This window comes from Dyella kyungheensis (assembly GCF_049913195.1).
In the GTDB taxonomy this organism is placed as follows: Bacteria; Pseudomonadota; Gammaproteobacteria; order Xanthomonadales; family Rhodanobacteraceae; genus Dyella; species Dyella kyungheensis.
Genome location: NZ_CP183983.1, coordinates 933,675 through 947,430, shown reverse-complemented (window position 1 = coordinate 947,430; position 13,756 = coordinate 933,675). Strand labels below are relative to the sequence as shown.

General features: G+C 64.5%; 12 protein-coding genes. 3 read left to right on the top strand and 9 right to left on the bottom strand.

What is annotated here, in order from left to right:
* Nucleotide 1: 1 nt before the first annotated feature.
* A complete protein-coding gene (gene pyk, locus ACN9MB_RS04045) occupies nucleotides 2–1,474 on the bottom strand; it encodes a pyruvate kinase (RefSeq protein ID WP_204636079.1) in 1,473 nt (490 codons plus the stop codon).
* 440 nt (nucleotides 1,475–1,914) lie between these two features.
* Here pyk and ACN9MB_RS04040 point away from each other — a divergent pair, with 440 nt between their 5' ends.
* Entirely contained in the window at nucleotides 1,915–3,927 is a 2,013-nt protein-coding gene (locus ACN9MB_RS04040) for an alpha/beta hydrolase family protein (protein WP_426270859.1), read from the top strand.
* 11 nt (nucleotides 3,928–3,938) lie between these two features.
* Here the strand turns inward: ACN9MB_RS04040 and ACN9MB_RS04035 are convergent, their stop codons facing one another.
* Nucleotides 3,939–4,751 carry a S1/P1 nuclease gene (locus ACN9MB_RS04035; RefSeq protein ID WP_426270858.1) on the bottom strand — a complete coding sequence of 271 codons (813 nt, stop codon included), beginning with the start codon at nucleotides 4,749–4,751 and terminating at the stop codon, nucleotides 3,939–3,941.
* A gap of 71 nt (nucleotides 4,752–4,822) precedes the next feature.
* Nucleotides 4,823–5,293: an OsmC family protein gene (locus tag ACN9MB_RS04030; RefSeq protein ID WP_426270857.1), complete on the bottom strand. Its 471-nt coding sequence runs from the start codon at nucleotides 5,291–5,293 to the stop codon at nucleotides 4,823–4,825.
* Between the two features lie 187 nt (nucleotides 5,294–5,480).
* Between ACN9MB_RS04030 and gap the strand changes: the two genes are divergently transcribed.
* Together gap and ACN9MB_RS04020 are read left to right on the top strand one after the other, a co-directional pair.
* A complete protein-coding gene (gene gap, locus ACN9MB_RS04025; RefSeq protein ID WP_204636075.1) occupies nucleotides 5,481–6,494 on the top strand; it encodes a type I glyceraldehyde-3-phosphate dehydrogenase in 1,014 nt (337 codons plus the stop codon).
* Between the two features lie 86 nt (nucleotides 6,495–6,580).
* On the top strand, nucleotides 6,581–7,540 hold the full coding sequence (locus ACN9MB_RS04020) for a hypothetical protein (RefSeq protein WP_426270856.1): 960 nt from the start codon (nucleotides 6,581–6,583) through the stop codon (nucleotides 7,538–7,540).
* Nucleotides 7,541–7,631: 91 nt separating this feature from the next.
* On the opposite strand, the gene tpx is transcribed toward ACN9MB_RS04020, so the two are convergent.
* The 6 genes from tpx to ACN9MB_RS03990 form a co-directional block, all read right to left on the bottom strand.
* Nucleotides 7,632–8,132: a thiol peroxidase gene (gene tpx, locus ACN9MB_RS04015; RefSeq protein WP_204636074.1), complete on the bottom strand. Its 501-nt coding sequence runs from the start codon at nucleotides 8,130–8,132 to the stop codon at nucleotides 7,632–7,634.
* A 140-nt stretch (nucleotides 8,133–8,272) separates the two neighbouring features.
* Nucleotides 8,273–8,842, bottom strand: coding sequence for an SCO family protein (locus tag ACN9MB_RS04010; protein WP_426270855.1), 570 nt, complete (start codon nucleotides 8,840–8,842; stop codon nucleotides 8,273–8,275).
* An 8-nt stretch (nucleotides 8,843–8,850) separates the two neighbouring features.
* Nucleotides 8,851–9,651: a formylglycine-generating enzyme family protein gene (locus tag ACN9MB_RS04005; RefSeq protein ID WP_426270854.1), complete on the bottom strand. Its 801-nt coding sequence runs from the start codon at nucleotides 9,649–9,651 to the stop codon at nucleotides 8,851–8,853.
* A complete protein-coding gene (nirK, locus tag ACN9MB_RS04000; RefSeq protein ID WP_426270853.1) occupies nucleotides 9,620–11,125 on the bottom strand; it encodes a copper-containing nitrite reductase in 1,506 nt (501 codons plus the stop codon). The genes ACN9MB_RS04005 and nirK overlap by 32 nt, the downstream gene beginning before the upstream one ends.
* A gap of 118 nt (nucleotides 11,126–11,243) precedes the next feature.
* The gene (gene hemN / locus ACN9MB_RS03995; RefSeq protein ID WP_426270852.1) at nucleotides 11,244–12,644 is read right to left on the bottom strand and encodes an oxygen-independent coproporphyrinogen III oxidase; all 1,401 of its coding nucleotides are present in this window, start codon (nucleotides 12,642–12,644) and stop codon (nucleotides 11,244–11,246) included.
* A 119-nt stretch (nucleotides 12,645–12,763) separates the two neighbouring features.
* Nucleotides 12,764–13,750, bottom strand: a complete 987-nt coding sequence (locus tag ACN9MB_RS03990; RefSeq protein WP_426270851.1) for a fumarylacetoacetate hydrolase family protein — start codon at nucleotides 13,748–13,750, stop codon at nucleotides 12,764–12,766.
* Between the last annotated feature and the right edge of the window lie 6 nt (nucleotides 13,751–13,756).

Here is a 13,756-nt window from a genome sequence, read left to right as displayed (position 1 = left end):
GTCAGAGGTCCCGCAGGCACTCCACCACACCCTCGGCGCCCACGGAGAGCAGCTTGAGGGTATTGGTGCCGCCGCCCTGACCGATGTGATCGCCATGGGTCAGCACCACGCGGTCGCCCTCGACGAGCCGGCCTTCGGAGAACAGCTGGCGCACCGCGTCGCGAGCCGAGCCGGCCGGCGTCTGCGATACGTGGGTGAACTTCACCGCCGTTACATCGCGGAAGATGGACATGCGGCGGCGCGCATCGTCGAACGGCGACAGAGCGTAGATCGGCACCGCACTACGGTAGCGCGACAGCCACTGCGCGGTGGCGCCCGATTCGGTCAAGGCCACGATGGCGCGGACGCCCAGCTGGGCCGCCAGCACCATCGCCGCAAGTGCAATGGCCTGGTCGGTGCGGTCGAGCAGATGACCCTGCGTGGCGGGATCTTCCTTCGGCTCGAACTGGCGTTCGGCACCCAGGCAGATGCGGCGCAGCGCGGCCACGGCCTTGTCCGGATGCGCACCGGCAGCGGACTCTTCCGAAAGCATCACGGCGTCGGTGCCGTCGATCACGGCGTTCGCCACGTCCATCACTTCGGCGCGGGTCGGGATGGGCGAGCGCACCATCGACTGCAGCATCTGCGTCGCGGTGATGACGGCGCGATTGCGTTGCACCGACTCGCGGATGATCTTCTTCTGCAGGCCCGGCAGCTCGGCGTCGCCGATCTCCACGCCCAGGTCGCCGCGCGCCACCATCACCACGTCGGAGGCGTCGATGATTTCGCCCAGCACCGGGATGGCGTCGGCGCGTTCGATCTTCGCCACCAGCGAAGCCTTGCCACCGGCTTCTTCGAGCAGGCGACGCGCTTCATTCATATCGGCGGCGGAACGCACGAACGACACGGCGAGGAAGTCGCAGCCGATCTCGGCGGCGAGCTTGATATCCGCCCTGTCCTTGTCCGACAGCGCCGAAACGGACAGGCCGCCGCCCTGGCGATTGAGGCCCTTGCGATCGGACAGCTTGCCGGCGATCAGCACACGGCAACGGATTTCCTGGCCAACCACCGATTCGACGGTGAGCGCGACAAGGCCATCGTCGAGCAACAGCACGTCGCCTGCCGAGACGTCCTTGGGCAGGTCGTAGTAACTGACGCCCACACGGGTCTGGTCGCCCAGCGGCGCGCCCGGGCTGCAATCGAGCACGAAGCTGTCGCCGACGCGCAGTTCCACCGGACCGTTGGCGAAACGTTCGACGCGGATCTTCGGACCTTGCAGGTCGGCGAGCACGCCCACCTCGCGGCCCAGCTTGGTCGCCGCATCACGCACGGCCACCGCGCGGGCGCGGTGATCGTCCGGCTGGCCGTGGGAGAGGTTCAGGCGAACCACGTCCACGCCTTCGGCGATGATTTTTTCGAGCATGCCAGGCGCGTCGGTCGCAGGACCGAGGGTGGCAACAATTTTTGTGCGTCGCAGCGGATTATCAGTAGTCATACATCGAGACTAACAAAAAAACGCGCATCTTCCAGAGGCTTGGCGCCGGCTTTTTTGCACTGTTTTCCGTCGCCCAAGTGGACTGCTTGTGGCATGCGGACCACCCAGGACACTGGTATTACGAATTGACGTGCAAGATGGAGTCAAGACGAATAACTGGTCTGCTATCTGGACGGACAGACGTCCAAACACTGGTGTCATGGCGCGCCGTCTTCAAATCCACTCGGTGGATCCGCGCAGGTCGTGGAAGCATCGCGCTGCGAGAGCGATCCTGGCGTCCGCGAGTGCCGCCTCTTTTCATTCCGCAACGCAACAAAACTGGACGAAAAATAAGCAGCGAAGGACGACGTGATGACGCGCCGCATGGACTTGCGATCACCCCGCGGCCATGCGCTAGCATCGCCTCACGGGGAACCGCGAAGGGAATCAGGGGAATGCTTATGCCAGGCCTCGTCCGCACGGCCTTGATGGCTGCTTTCGTTGCTGCCTGTCTGGTGCCGGCAGCGCCGTCATTCGCTGGCACCACGCCTACCGTCGCCGATTTTGTACGGCCAGCCGAATTCGCTGACGTACAGCTCGCGCCCGACGGCAAGCACATCGCAGCGCTGGTGCCGCGGCCGGACACTCCCTACGAGAACATGCTGGCCATCATCGATACGGCGACGGTCAAGCCGGTGGCTACCGTTCGCTCGGGCAGCCGCACCATGATCGGGCACTACCGGTGGACCAACGAGCATCGCCTGATGATGGCGCTCGCGGTGCGCACCGACAGCCTGGAAAGACCTTCCGATACCGGCGAATTGATCGCCTTCGATGCCGACGGCAGCCATGGCACCTACCTGTTCGGCTGGCGGGGCGGCACCTATGGCGACAGCAACCACATGCTTCGTGGCGGCCGAGTGCGCGAAGCCTATGCGCGACCGGTCGAGGGTGCACCCATCCAGGACGGCCGCTACGCGCTGGTGCAGACACAACCATTCACCGACGACCCCGCCGGCAGCACGCCTTCCATCGAACGCCTGGATGTCGTCAATGGCGACAGCAAGCGCGTGATCGGCGGGCCGGCACCGGATACGGACATCGTGCTGGATCATCTTGGCGAACCGCGCGCCGCGTCAGGCGGCACTTACCATCAACCCAAGCTGTGGGTGCGCGAGGCGGGCAAGGATTGGACGCTGTTCAACGACTCGGCCAAGACGCATGTCGCGATCGAACCGGTGAGCTTTGCGCGCGACAACCGCCGACTTTACGTGCAGGTGACGCACGACGAGGGCCCGCGCTCACTCGAACTGCTCGACCTGCAAACCGGCCAACGCAGCCTGGTGTATCGAGGCAGCTTCAGCGATCCGGGCGCGGTGCTTGCCACCGCGGACCATCAAGACATTTATGGCGTGGTGACCAACGATGGCGTGCGCGGCGTGCACTACATCGACCCCGACAGCCGCGAAGCGCAGATCAGCGAAGCGGTGGGCAAGAGCTTTCCCGGACAGCTCGTTCGCCTGACCTCGTTTACCGACGATGGCAGCCTCGCCATCGTCACCGTAAGCAGCGATCGCGATCCCGGTGATTACTACCTGTTCGACCTGGACAAGCGGCAGGCCCGGTACCTGTTCAGTGCGCGCCGCTGGCTTTCGCCCAAACAGATGCACGCGATGACGCCGATCGAACTGGCGGCACGCGACGGCGTGGTCTTGCATGGCTTTCTCACCGAGCCCTCCGGCAATGGTCCCTTCCCTCTGGTCGTGCTGCCGCATGGCGGCCCGCACGGCGTCGCCGACCGCTGGGAGTTCGACGAAGAAACCCAGTTGCTGGCCTCCCGCGGTTACGCCGTGCTGCAGGTGAATTATCGCGGCTCAGGCGGCTTCGGCTCGCAATTCGAGGCACGCGGTTATCGCCAATGGGGCGCTGCCATGCAGGACGATCTTACCGACGCCACCCAATGGGCCATCCGCGAGCGTCATGCCGACGCCAGACACATCTGCATCTACGGCGGCAGCTATGGCGGCTATGCCGCGCTGGAGGGCGTGGTGCGCGAACCCGACCTGTATCGCTGCGCTATCGGCTACGCGGGCGTCTACGACTTGCGCATCCAACTGGACAAGAGCGATACGCATCGCTCGGACTCCGGCGCGGATTACCTGAACATGGTCCTGGGCGATGACCGGGCCGAGCTTTTGCGCCGCTCGCCCGTGGCTGGCGTAGATCGCATCAAGGCCAATCTGTTGCTGATCCATGGTGGACTCGATGCCCGCGCCCCGTACGCCCACTTCAGCGCCTTCACCTCGGCGCTGGACAAACAGGGCAAGCACTACGAATCGCTGACCGAGGCGCAGGAAGGCCATGGCTTCTTCCTGCAGCAACATCGGCTGGCGTTGTACGACAAGCTGCTGGATTTCCTCGACCGCAATATCGGGCCGGCGAGCAACGGCGCAGCAGCGAGCGCTGCGCCGTAATTTTTACGCACTCAGCCCTTGGCCAGGGTCAGGTTGAGCACTTCGGCGAGGCGACGACCGGCCTCGCGCAACCGCAGTTCCGCCACCGGCAGCTCCTTGTCCACATAGGCCTGGTCGAGCTTGTGGCCATCGGGATAGATGCCGCGCGAAATCGTGCACGACTCTTCGGCCCACTGTGCGTAGGCGTTGTCCAGCGGCGGGATCGGCTGGGGCAGCGTGACGGGACCTTCGGCTTCCAGCCTGTCCGCGTAGGCCTTGTAGTCGAGGCCGCGGGTTTTGAGCAGGCCCGAATCCCACACGCTGTGCAGGTTGGTGCCCTTGTCCTGGAACTGCACCTGGTAGGCATTGCCGCCCTTGTCGTCGCGCGAGCCGCCGTGCAACGGCTGATGCTCGTCGCCAATGAAGTGCACCACGAACTTCAGCGCCTCCAGGCGCGTCGCGTCCGACTGGCTCTTGTCGCCGAGCACCTTGACGTAGTGGTCGATGCCCTCGACCACGCACTGGCCATCCTTGCAGTCGCGCGGCGGCGTGTAGTTGCAGTCGCCGGAGGTGAAGTCGACGTAGTGCAGCGCGCGCGTCTGCTTCCACAACGCGTCCTTGGTCGGATCGTTGCGGATTTCGTCCGGCCAGCTGGCGATGTCGGCCAGCGACTTGGTGTGCTCCGGCGCCAGCAAGCGCTCCACTTCCGCTTCGGCTGTGGGGCTCAGGTGACGCTGGGCCAGATCGGCCACCACGCTATGGCCGAGCTGGCCCCAGGCATGCACGACGGGAGTCAGGGCGAGACAGATAAAAGCGGCAACGGCGGTTCGGCGCGGAAAGGGCATGGGCTGTAAATCTTGTCGGGGGAAACCTCGAAGTCTGCCACAGCCTCGTGACAGCTCCACGCCAGCATCGGTCAGCCCGCTTCCGGCAGCGGGAGCAGCTTCCCTTCCCCGTCGTGCACGCTCACATCCACCTTAATGCCCTGGCGCACACTCTGCGTGGCGATGCAGAAATCCTCGAACTGGGCCAGCGCACGGTCCAGGTGCGCGAGCACTTCCGCCTTGTCGGCCAGTTGCAGGTCCACGCCGATATGGGTGACGCGCAGCCGGCCGTGCTCGTTGCGGGCCATGCTGAGCTTTGCCCTGGCGCCGATCGTGCCGGGCGAGTTCTTGTACTTGCGCAGCGCGAACAACAGGCTGGCCGCCAGGCAGTTGGCCACTGCGGTGGCGATCAGGTGGGTGGGATTGGGCCCGGCATCGCCGCCCAGCGGCGAGGTTTCGTCGGTGATCAGGTCGGGAATCGCGGTGCCGTCGAAGCGCACCCGGAATTCATAGTCCGACACCTGCTCCAGGGTGATCCCAAAGCTTTGTTCTGCCTCGCTCATGCCAATCTCCTGCCTGGGCGCTGCCCGAAAGAAAAGCCGATTCAAGCGCTTCTGGGCCCCGCTGAACAGCCCCATCCGGGTGATTGCGGGCCCGGATGGGACCGCCCGGCCGGTTCAGGCTAAAATGACGGTTTTACGGTGGCCCCACAGCCGCCATTTCCGTCATCTCACCGGAGGACGCTGTCCCATGGCAATCAAGGTCGCCATCAACGGTTACGGTCGCATTGGCCGCAACATCCTGCGCGCGCTGTACGAAGCGGGTCGCACCAACGAGATCCAGATCGTTGCGATCAACGACCTCGGCGATGCCGAGACCAATGCGCACCTGACCCAGTACGACACCGCCCATGGCAAGTTCCCGGGCACCGCGACGGTGGACGGCGGCGATCTGATCGTCAACGGCGACCGCATCAAGGTCTGCGCCGAGCGCGACCCGTCCAAGCTGCCGTGGGGCGCCCTGGGCGTCGACGTGGTGCTGGAATGCACCGGCCTGTTCACCTCCAAGGCCAAGGCCAGCGCGCACCTCGCCGCCGGCGCCAAGAAGGTGATCATCTCCGCCCCGGGCGACAAGGACGTGGACGGCACCTTCGTCATCGGCGTGAACGACGACAAGCTCACCTCCAAGCTGGAAGTGATCTCCAACGCTTCGTGCACCACCAACTGCCTCGCGCCGCTGGCCAAGGTGCTGCACGAGAAGATCGGCATCCAGCGCGGCCTGATGACGACCATCCACGCCTACACCAACGACCAGGTGCTGACGGACGTCTACCACTCCGACCTGCGCCGCGCCCGTTCGGCCACGCACTCGCAGATCCCCGCCAAGACCGGCGCCGCCGCTGCGGTGGGCCTGGTGTTGCCGGAGCTCAACGGCAAGCTCGACGGTTTCGCCATCCGCGTGCCGACCATCAACGTGTCGGTGGTCGACCTGGTGTTCGACGCGGCCCGCCCGACCAGCAAGGAAGAAATCGACCAGGTGATCAACGAAGCCGCCAACGGCGCGCTGAAGGGCATCCTGGCAGTGAACACCAAGCCGCTGGTGTCGATCGACTTCAACCATAACCCGGCTTCGTCCACCTATGACGCCACCCAGACGCGCGTCATGGAAGGCACGCTCGTGAAGGTGCTGTCGTGGTACGACAACGAGTGGGGCTTCTCCAACCGCATGCTCGACATGACGGTGGCGATGATGGCGGCCAAGTAAGCCAACCGCCCTAGAAGCCGCGCCTGACTTGTGCGGGCGCGGCTTTTTTATGCACGATAGCCGGCAACTCGCAGGGGGCGATACGCATGGCACGACACACCACCGCAACGCTGCTGATCACGACGTTGTTCATTGGCTGCATCGGCGTCTCCAGGGCACAGGACGCGCCAGCATCGCTGATCAGCGAATCCGCCGCAGGCAAGCTCACGACATCCGATCTCGTTGCCAGCCAGCGCAAGCAGGCCGACGTGGAGCGGAGTGCCAGGCTGCTCGATCCATCCGCGCCGCTGGAAGAACGACTGGCGGTGTTTCGCGAGGTGGAAGCCCTCGCGCAATCGGGCAACCTCAAGGACATGTACGTGGTCGGCTCGCTCTATCGCATCGGCGGACAGCTGCCCGCATGCCCAGTGGCGCGCGATCTGGACAAGGCCAGGCTCTACCTCAGCAACGCCGCCACGCACGGTGAAATCCTCGCCATGGCGAAGATGGCGGAGATGGAGGTCAGCGCGCACCATCCGCTCGAAGCCATGACCTGGGCGCAGATCTACGGGCACTACGCCGAGCTCCAGCCGGAGCCTTACCGCCCTTCCGAGGGATACCTGGCCGAACTGGTCGACCGCGCCTCGCCAGGCGTTCCCAAGAGCCAGATGCAGGACGTGGCCGATCACCTCAATGCCTTCATCACCGCTTACGACGCCTCGGTCCGCGACGGCATTGGCAAGGACGACCTCACACCATCGGCCGACATGACGCCGCGATTCATTCCCAAACACTCGATCGCTTTTCGCAACGGCGAGGCCATACCGCCCGCCGGATTCGTGGATTACTACGTCGCCTTCGACGCCAACGGTGACGCCGTGAAAGTGTTGACGCTTGATGCCGTGCCGGACATCAAGCTGGACGGCCGCATGCATTCGATCCTGAGCGGCTACAAAGTCGCTCCGTCCACCCAGGGCGTGCCCATCCGTTACGCCTTCATTCCTGTGATGTTCGACGATGGCAAGTTCCGCCTTGCGCCCAAGAGCGGCAAGAGCACGGCTCCTTGATGTCGGTCACGGCCATCTAGAGGAACAGTGCAGCCGTCTGCATTAAAAAAGGCCGGAAAATTCCGGCCTTTTGTTTGCCTGCCGCCTTGTCTCAGCCCAGTGCGGCAAGCGCCGCGTCGTAGTTCGGTTCGTGCGCAATCTCCCCGACCAGCTCGCTGTGCACCACCTTGTTGTCGGCATCGAGCACGACCACCGCGCGAGCCGCGAGGCCGGCGAGCGGACCGGAGGCAATCGACACGCCGTAGTTCTTGAGGAAATCGTGGCCGCGCAGCGTCGACAGCGTCACCACGTTGCTGAGGCCTTCGGCGCCACAGAAGCGCGCCTGTGCGAACGGCAGGTCGGCGGAAATGCACAGCACCACCGCGTTGTCGAGCTGGCTGGCGTCCTGGTTGAAGTGGCGCACCGACATGGCGCAGGTCGGCGTATCGACGCTGGGGAAAATATTCAGCACCTTGCGCTTGCCCTCGAAGCTGGCGAGCGTGACGTCGGCCAGGTCCTTGCCGACCAGCGAGAACGCCGGCGCCGCCTCGCCCTGGGCCGGGAAATGGCCATCGACCTGGACCGGATTGCCTTTCAGCGTGACTTGGGACATGGGACACCTCGTTGGATGGGGCCCTTAAGTAAAGCACGGGAGCGGGTTCACCGTCGCTCGACGCCTACCCACTCCGGCGGCAGCCACCCGCACGCAAGGCGATGGGGCCAATAGCCGGCGGCATCGCCGTGTGCAGGGAGTTACTCGCGAGAGAGGGCCTGCTCCACGGCGCGGACGAAATCAGGATCCACACGGCCCATCTCACTCGTGCGCCCCACGATGCGCCCATCGGCGTCGAGCAGGACGAGTTCGCTGGAATGATTGAAATCGCCATCCGGCAACTGGCGATATTGCAGGCCTAGCAAAGCGGCCACTCGCCGGGTATCGGCCCGTTGGGCGGTTCGCGCAAGCGTCCAGGCAGGCGTCGGCAGCTTGCGTTGCCGTGCATAGTCGCGCAGCACGGCCACGCTGTCGGTTGCCGGATCGAAACTCACCAGCAACAGATGCAGGCGGTCGCGCTTGTCGGAGCTCACATGCTGCGCGGTGAGCTTCATCGTATCCACGATCATCGGGCACACCATGGTGCACGAGGTGTAGAACATCGACACGATCTGCACGTGCCCGCGTCGCTCGTTCCAATGCCATGGCTGCCCCGCCTGATCGACCAGGGCGATGTTCGCCTGATAGACCGAGTCGGTGGGCAGCGCATCGTCGGCCGACACGTGTCCGACAAACACCACCAGAAGCAGCGACAACAGCAAACGCTTCATGAAGATCCTCAAGGTTCGCGCACGCAGCGGAAGCCAAGCGTGCGCGTGGTATCCGACGCCTTCAGCGCCGACAGCATCGCGACGCGCATCAAGGTGGCGTAGTTTTCCTTTTGCTGCAGGGTGAGTGCGCCGGCACCGCAGAACTTGGCCTTGTCGGCGTCACCCTGATCGCGGCTGTCCGCGCTCACCAGCAAGGCGTTGAAATCGTCGACCCATTCCCATACCAGACCGTTGAGGTCGCGTATGCCGTGCACGTCGGGCACGCTCCCGATGCTGGCCAGCGGCGTGGTCGCGGGACGTCCGTACCAATCCAGCACGCGCTGGCGCCAGGCGGGATCGCTGCGGGCGTCCGCACGCTGCCCGTCCGCGGCGGCGGCGTACTCCCATTCATACCAGCCGGGCAGGCGCGCGTGCTCGCTTTCGCAGAAGGCCTGTGCGGCAAACCAGCTCACCTGGGTCACCGGTTGCCTGGAGAGCGCTTTGCTACCCAGCGATTCGGCGCTCTCCCAGTGCGAGAGGTAGGTGCGGTCGGCAAATACGGCAGGAATCCTGTCCCTGCGCCATGCGGGATGAGTCATGACGAAGTCCAGATACTCCGCGTTCGTCACCGGCTCCGTCCGCATCGCGAAGGCGGCAATGGATGCCGGTGCCGCCTTGCCATCGGCGGGCAGCACGCTGCTGAAGATCGCGGACGGCAGCGGCACATAGTCCGCCGCCGCCACATCGAGACAACCGAGCCAACACGCGAGTGCAACCAGGCGACGCATCACACCGATATCAATGACGGTCGGCCGCGGCAGCTTGCGCACGCACCTTGCCCACCTCGTCCTTGCTGACTTGACCGCCGGGATTGCCCCAGCTGTTGAGCACGTAGGTCAGGATGTTGGCCACTTCGTCGTCGGTCAGCTGGGACATCGGCGGCATCACGGAGTTGTAGTCCTTGCCATTGACGGTGATCGCACCGGTCAAGCCATGCAGAGGAATCGAGATCAGTTTTTCCTTCGCAGCCTTGACCAGATAATCGGACTTGGCCAGTGGCGGGAACACGCCCGCCATGCCTTCACCGTTGGCCTGATGGCAGACCGAGCAGGTGCCCGCGAACAGTTGCTGGCCGGCCTTGATCTGGTCGTCCTTGCTGAGCGTGCCGGTTGCATTGGCCTTGGCGGCCGCCGCAACGGCATGCAGGTTGTCGCCGGCGCGGTCGCCCAGGTAGACCGAATCCACTTCCTTGCCGGAATAGATCGTCTTGTCCTCGGGACCGTCCACTTTCAGCATGCCGAGTGCGCCCTTGTTGAAGGCGCGGAAGATGGAGTGATCCACCAGCACGTACGTGCCCGGCACTTCCACGTGGAACTCGGCCATCATCGCGCCACCCGCGGGAATCAGCGTCGTCTGCACGTTTTCCTGCGCGTGCGAGCCGCCTTCGTAATACACCTTGTCGAAGATCTCGCCGATGACGTGGAAACTCGACACCAGGTTCGGGCCGCCGTTGCCCACGAACAGGCGCACCGTCTCACCCACTTTCGCCTTGAGCGAGCCATCGCCGACCAGCGCACCTTCGCGGCCGTTGAACAATACGTAGGTCGGATGCTCGGCAATCGCCGCATCCATGTCGAACGGCTGATGGCCCTTCTCGCGATACTTGCCCGTCGTGTAGAAATCGCCCTGCATGACGTAGTACTCGTGATCCACTTTCGGCAAACCTTCCCGCGGCTCGATCAGGATCAGGCCATACATGCCATTGGCCACGTGCATGCCCACCGGCGCCGTCGCGCAGTGATACACATACAACCCCGCGTTGAGTGCCTTGAAACTGAATTGCGATTCGTGGCCAGGCGCGGTGAAGCTCGATGCAGCGCCGCCACCAGGACCGGTCACACCGTGCAAGTCGATGTTGTGGGGCATCTTGTTGTCGGGCGCATTCTTCAGGTGGAACTCCACCGTGTCCCCTTGGCGCACGCGAATGAAACTCCCGGGCACCGTGCCGCCGAAGGTCCAATAGGTATAGGAGACGCCTTCGGACATCGGCATCTCCTTCTCCTGGACCTCCAGCTCGACGATCACCTTGGCCGGATAGTTGCGATGGATCGGCGGCGGTACGTTCGGTGGCACACCCAGCACGGCGCGGATGGGCTCGCCCTGCGGCGCACCGAAATCCATCGGTGCCTGCAAGGCGGTGCCCGCACTCTTAGGCGCGGTTTGCCGAGGTGATGCACCGGCGGCCATGAGGGTGGCCGGCAGCAGGCCGGCAAGCAACGCAACAGCAGGTATCCATCGTGACATGTGACGCTCCCGGTAATCTGGCGCCAGACTAGGGAGCGCGATTTCTTGCCGACTTGACCGACATCAGTGATGACGGCGGTCGAGTGCCTCATGCGGCAACACGCCACGCAGCCGCCCGTCAGATGGTGCGCGAATAGCGAGCGGCTTCGGACGGCCTGTCGAGATACGCATCGAAACACATGGCGACATTGCGCAACAGCAGGCGACCGCGCGGGGTGACGCGTATCGAGGAGTCGTCGATGGTCACCAGGCCATCGTCGGCGCATCGCGCCAGGCGACCGAGTTCGGCAGCAAACGTTTCCGCAAAGGGAAGCTTGTGGCGTGCGCCGAAACGCGGCATCTCCAGCTCGCCATGACACATCAGTTCGCCGATGATCTCGCGCCGCACCACATCGTCGCCGCTCAGCATGAGCCCGCGAGCGACGGGCAGCCGTCCTGCGTCCAGCGCCGCTTCGTAACCGATCAGGTCACGCGCGTTCTGGCTGTAGCTGGCACCGACCCGGCTGATCGAACTCACGCCGAGACCGACGATGTCGCAATCGCCATGGGTGGAATAGCCCTGGAAATTGCGCTGCAGCGTCCCCGCCCGTTGCGCCCGCACCAATTCGTCATCGGCGCGGGCGAAATGATCCATGCCCACGTAGACGTAGCCCGCCTCGCACAACATGCGGAAGGCCTGCCCGAACAGCGCCAGGCGCTGGGCCGCACCGGGCAACTCGGCAGCGTCGATCTGCTGCTGCGCCTTGAACAGGTGCGGCATGTGGGCGTAGCCGTAGACGGCGATACGATCGGGTGCGAGTGCAATGACCTCGTCCAACGTCTGCGCGAAACCGGCAAGCGTTTGTCGGGGAAGACCGTAGATCAGATCGACGCTCACCGAGCCGTAGCCTGCATCGCGCGCCGCCTCGATGACCTCGCGCGTCTGCGCCACGCTCTGAATGCGGTTGACCGCTACCTGTACCTCAGCATCGAAATCCTGGATCCCGACAGACAAACGATTAAAGCCAAGCGCAGCCAGATCGCGCACGTAGCGGCCATCGGCATAGCGTGGGTCGATCTCGATGCCGTACTCGCGTGGCCCTTCTCGCCGATAGGAGAAGCTGCTCTCCAACGCCCCGACCAGCCTTTCCATGCGCGGCGCATCGAGAAAATTCGGCGTGCCGCCGCCCAGGTGAAGCTGCAGCAGCGGTCGCTTGCGGTCGAACAAGGAACCAACCAGCCCGATTTCCCGACTCAAATGATCGAGGTAGTGATCGGCCCGGGTGACGTCGCGGGTGATGACGCGCGTGCATCCACAGTAGAAACACGGACTGAAGCAGAACGGCACGTGCACGTAGAGCGACAGCGGTCGCGGCGACTCGCCCTTGTTGGAGGCGGTGGCGACTTCGCGAAACGCGGCTTCATCGAAGCCCGCGTGGAATTGCGGCGCGGTCGGATAGCTCGTATAGCGTGGACCCGCGACGTCGTAGCGGGCGACCAGAACGGGATCGAATTCCGGAACGGTGATGTTCGTGCGCATGCACGGCAGTATCGCCGCGGGACATGATCGCCGGGCTGATGCGAATCAGGGTGCTGCGGCATTTTGCTCGATCCCGCGCGGCATCCGGAGGGGATGCCGCGCGGATTGCACGCCCGTCGTCAGCGCTTCAGCGGCGCGATGGACTGTTCGATCGAACCGAAGATCGACGCGCCCGAGGCATCGGTCACGTCGATGCGCAGGCTGTCGCCGAAGCTCAGGAACGGCGTGCTCGGTTTGCCATCGCGCAGCGTTTCCACCGTGCGCTGCTCGGCCAGGCAGGAAGCGCCCTTGCCGGTGTCTTCGTTGGCGATGGTGCCCGAGCCCACGATGGTGCCTGCGGTCAACGGACGCGTCTTCGCCGCGTGGGCCACCAGCTGCGCAAAATTGAACTGCATGTCGACGCCGCATTCGGCTTCGCCGAACCACTTGCCGTTGAGCCAGGTACGCATCGGCAGGTGCAACTGCTCGTCCTGCCAGGCATCGCCCAGTTCGTCCGGCGTCACGAACACGGGCGACAGCGCGGAGCGCGGCTTCGATTGCAGGAAACCGAAACCCTTGGCGAGTTCGCCGGGAATCAGGCCGCGCAACGACACGTCGTTGACGATACCGACCAGTTGGATGTGCGCCGCGGCCTGTGCCGGCGTCACCGCCATCGGCACGTCGTCGGTGATCACTACCACTTCGGCTTCCAGGTCGATGCCGTAATCTTCGCTGGGCACCACCACCGGATCGCGCGGGCCGAGAAAACCGGCGCTGGTCGCCTGGTACATCAGCGGATCGGTGTAGAACGATTCGGGCACTTCGGCGCCGCGTGCGCGACGCACGCGCTCCACGTGCGGCAGGTAGGCGCTGCCGTCGACGAACTCGTAGGCGCGCGGCAGCGGCGAAGCAAGCGCGTGCATGTCGAGTGCAAACGCGTCCTTGGCGGCGCCGTTGTTCAGTTCTTCGTACAGCGCATTCAGGCGCGGCGCCGTGCTCGACCAGTCGTCCAGCGCGGCCTGCAGCGTGGGAGCGATGCCGCTGGCCTTGACGGCCTGCGTCAGCGCGCGGTTGACCACGATCAGCGTGCCGTCGCGACCGCCTTCCTTCAATGAACCCAGTTTCATGCTATC

What these genes read in the sequence shown, in the direction of transcription:
- pyk (WP_204636079.1), bottom strand. Translation starts at nt 1,474, where the DNA reads ATGACTACTGATAATCCGCTGCGACGCACAAAAATTGTTGCCACCCTC.
- ACN9MB_RS04040 (WP_426270859.1), top strand. Translation starts at nt 1,915, where the DNA reads ATGCCAGGCCTCGTCCGCACGGCCTTGATGGCTGCTTTCGTTGCTGCC.
- ACN9MB_RS04035 (WP_426270858.1), bottom strand. Translation starts at nt 4,751, where the DNA reads ATGCCCTTTCCGCGCCGAACCGCCGTTGCCGCTTTTATCTGTCTCGCC.
- ACN9MB_RS04030 (WP_426270857.1), bottom strand. Translation starts at nt 5,293, where the DNA reads ATGAGCGAGGCAGAACAAAGCTTTGGGATCACCCTGGAGCAGGTGTCG.
- gap (WP_204636075.1), top strand. Translation starts at nt 5,481, where the DNA reads ATGGCAATCAAGGTCGCCATCAACGGTTACGGTCGCATTGGCCGCAAC.
- ACN9MB_RS04020 (WP_426270856.1), top strand. Translation starts at nt 6,581, where the DNA reads ATGGCACGACACACCACCGCAACGCTGCTGATCACGACGTTGTTCATT.
- tpx (WP_204636074.1), bottom strand. Translation starts at nt 8,132, where the DNA reads ATGTCCCAAGTCACGCTGAAAGGCAATCCGGTCCAGGTCGATGGCCAT.
- ACN9MB_RS04010 (WP_426270855.1), bottom strand. Translation starts at nt 8,842, where the DNA reads ATGAAGCGTTTGCTGTTGTCGCTGCTTCTGGTGGTGTTTGTCGGACAC.
- nirK (WP_426270853.1), bottom strand. Translation starts at nt 11,125, where the DNA reads ATGTCACGATGGATACCTGCTGTTGCGTTGCTTGCCGGCCTGCTGCCG.
- hemN (WP_426270852.1), bottom strand. Translation starts at nt 12,644, where the DNA reads ATGCGCACGAACATCACCGTTCCGGAATTCGATCCCGTTCTGGTCGCC.
- ACN9MB_RS03990 (WP_426270851.1), bottom strand. Translation starts at nt 13,750, where the DNA reads ATGAAACTGGGTTCATTGAAGGAAGGCGGTCGCGACGGCACGCTGATC.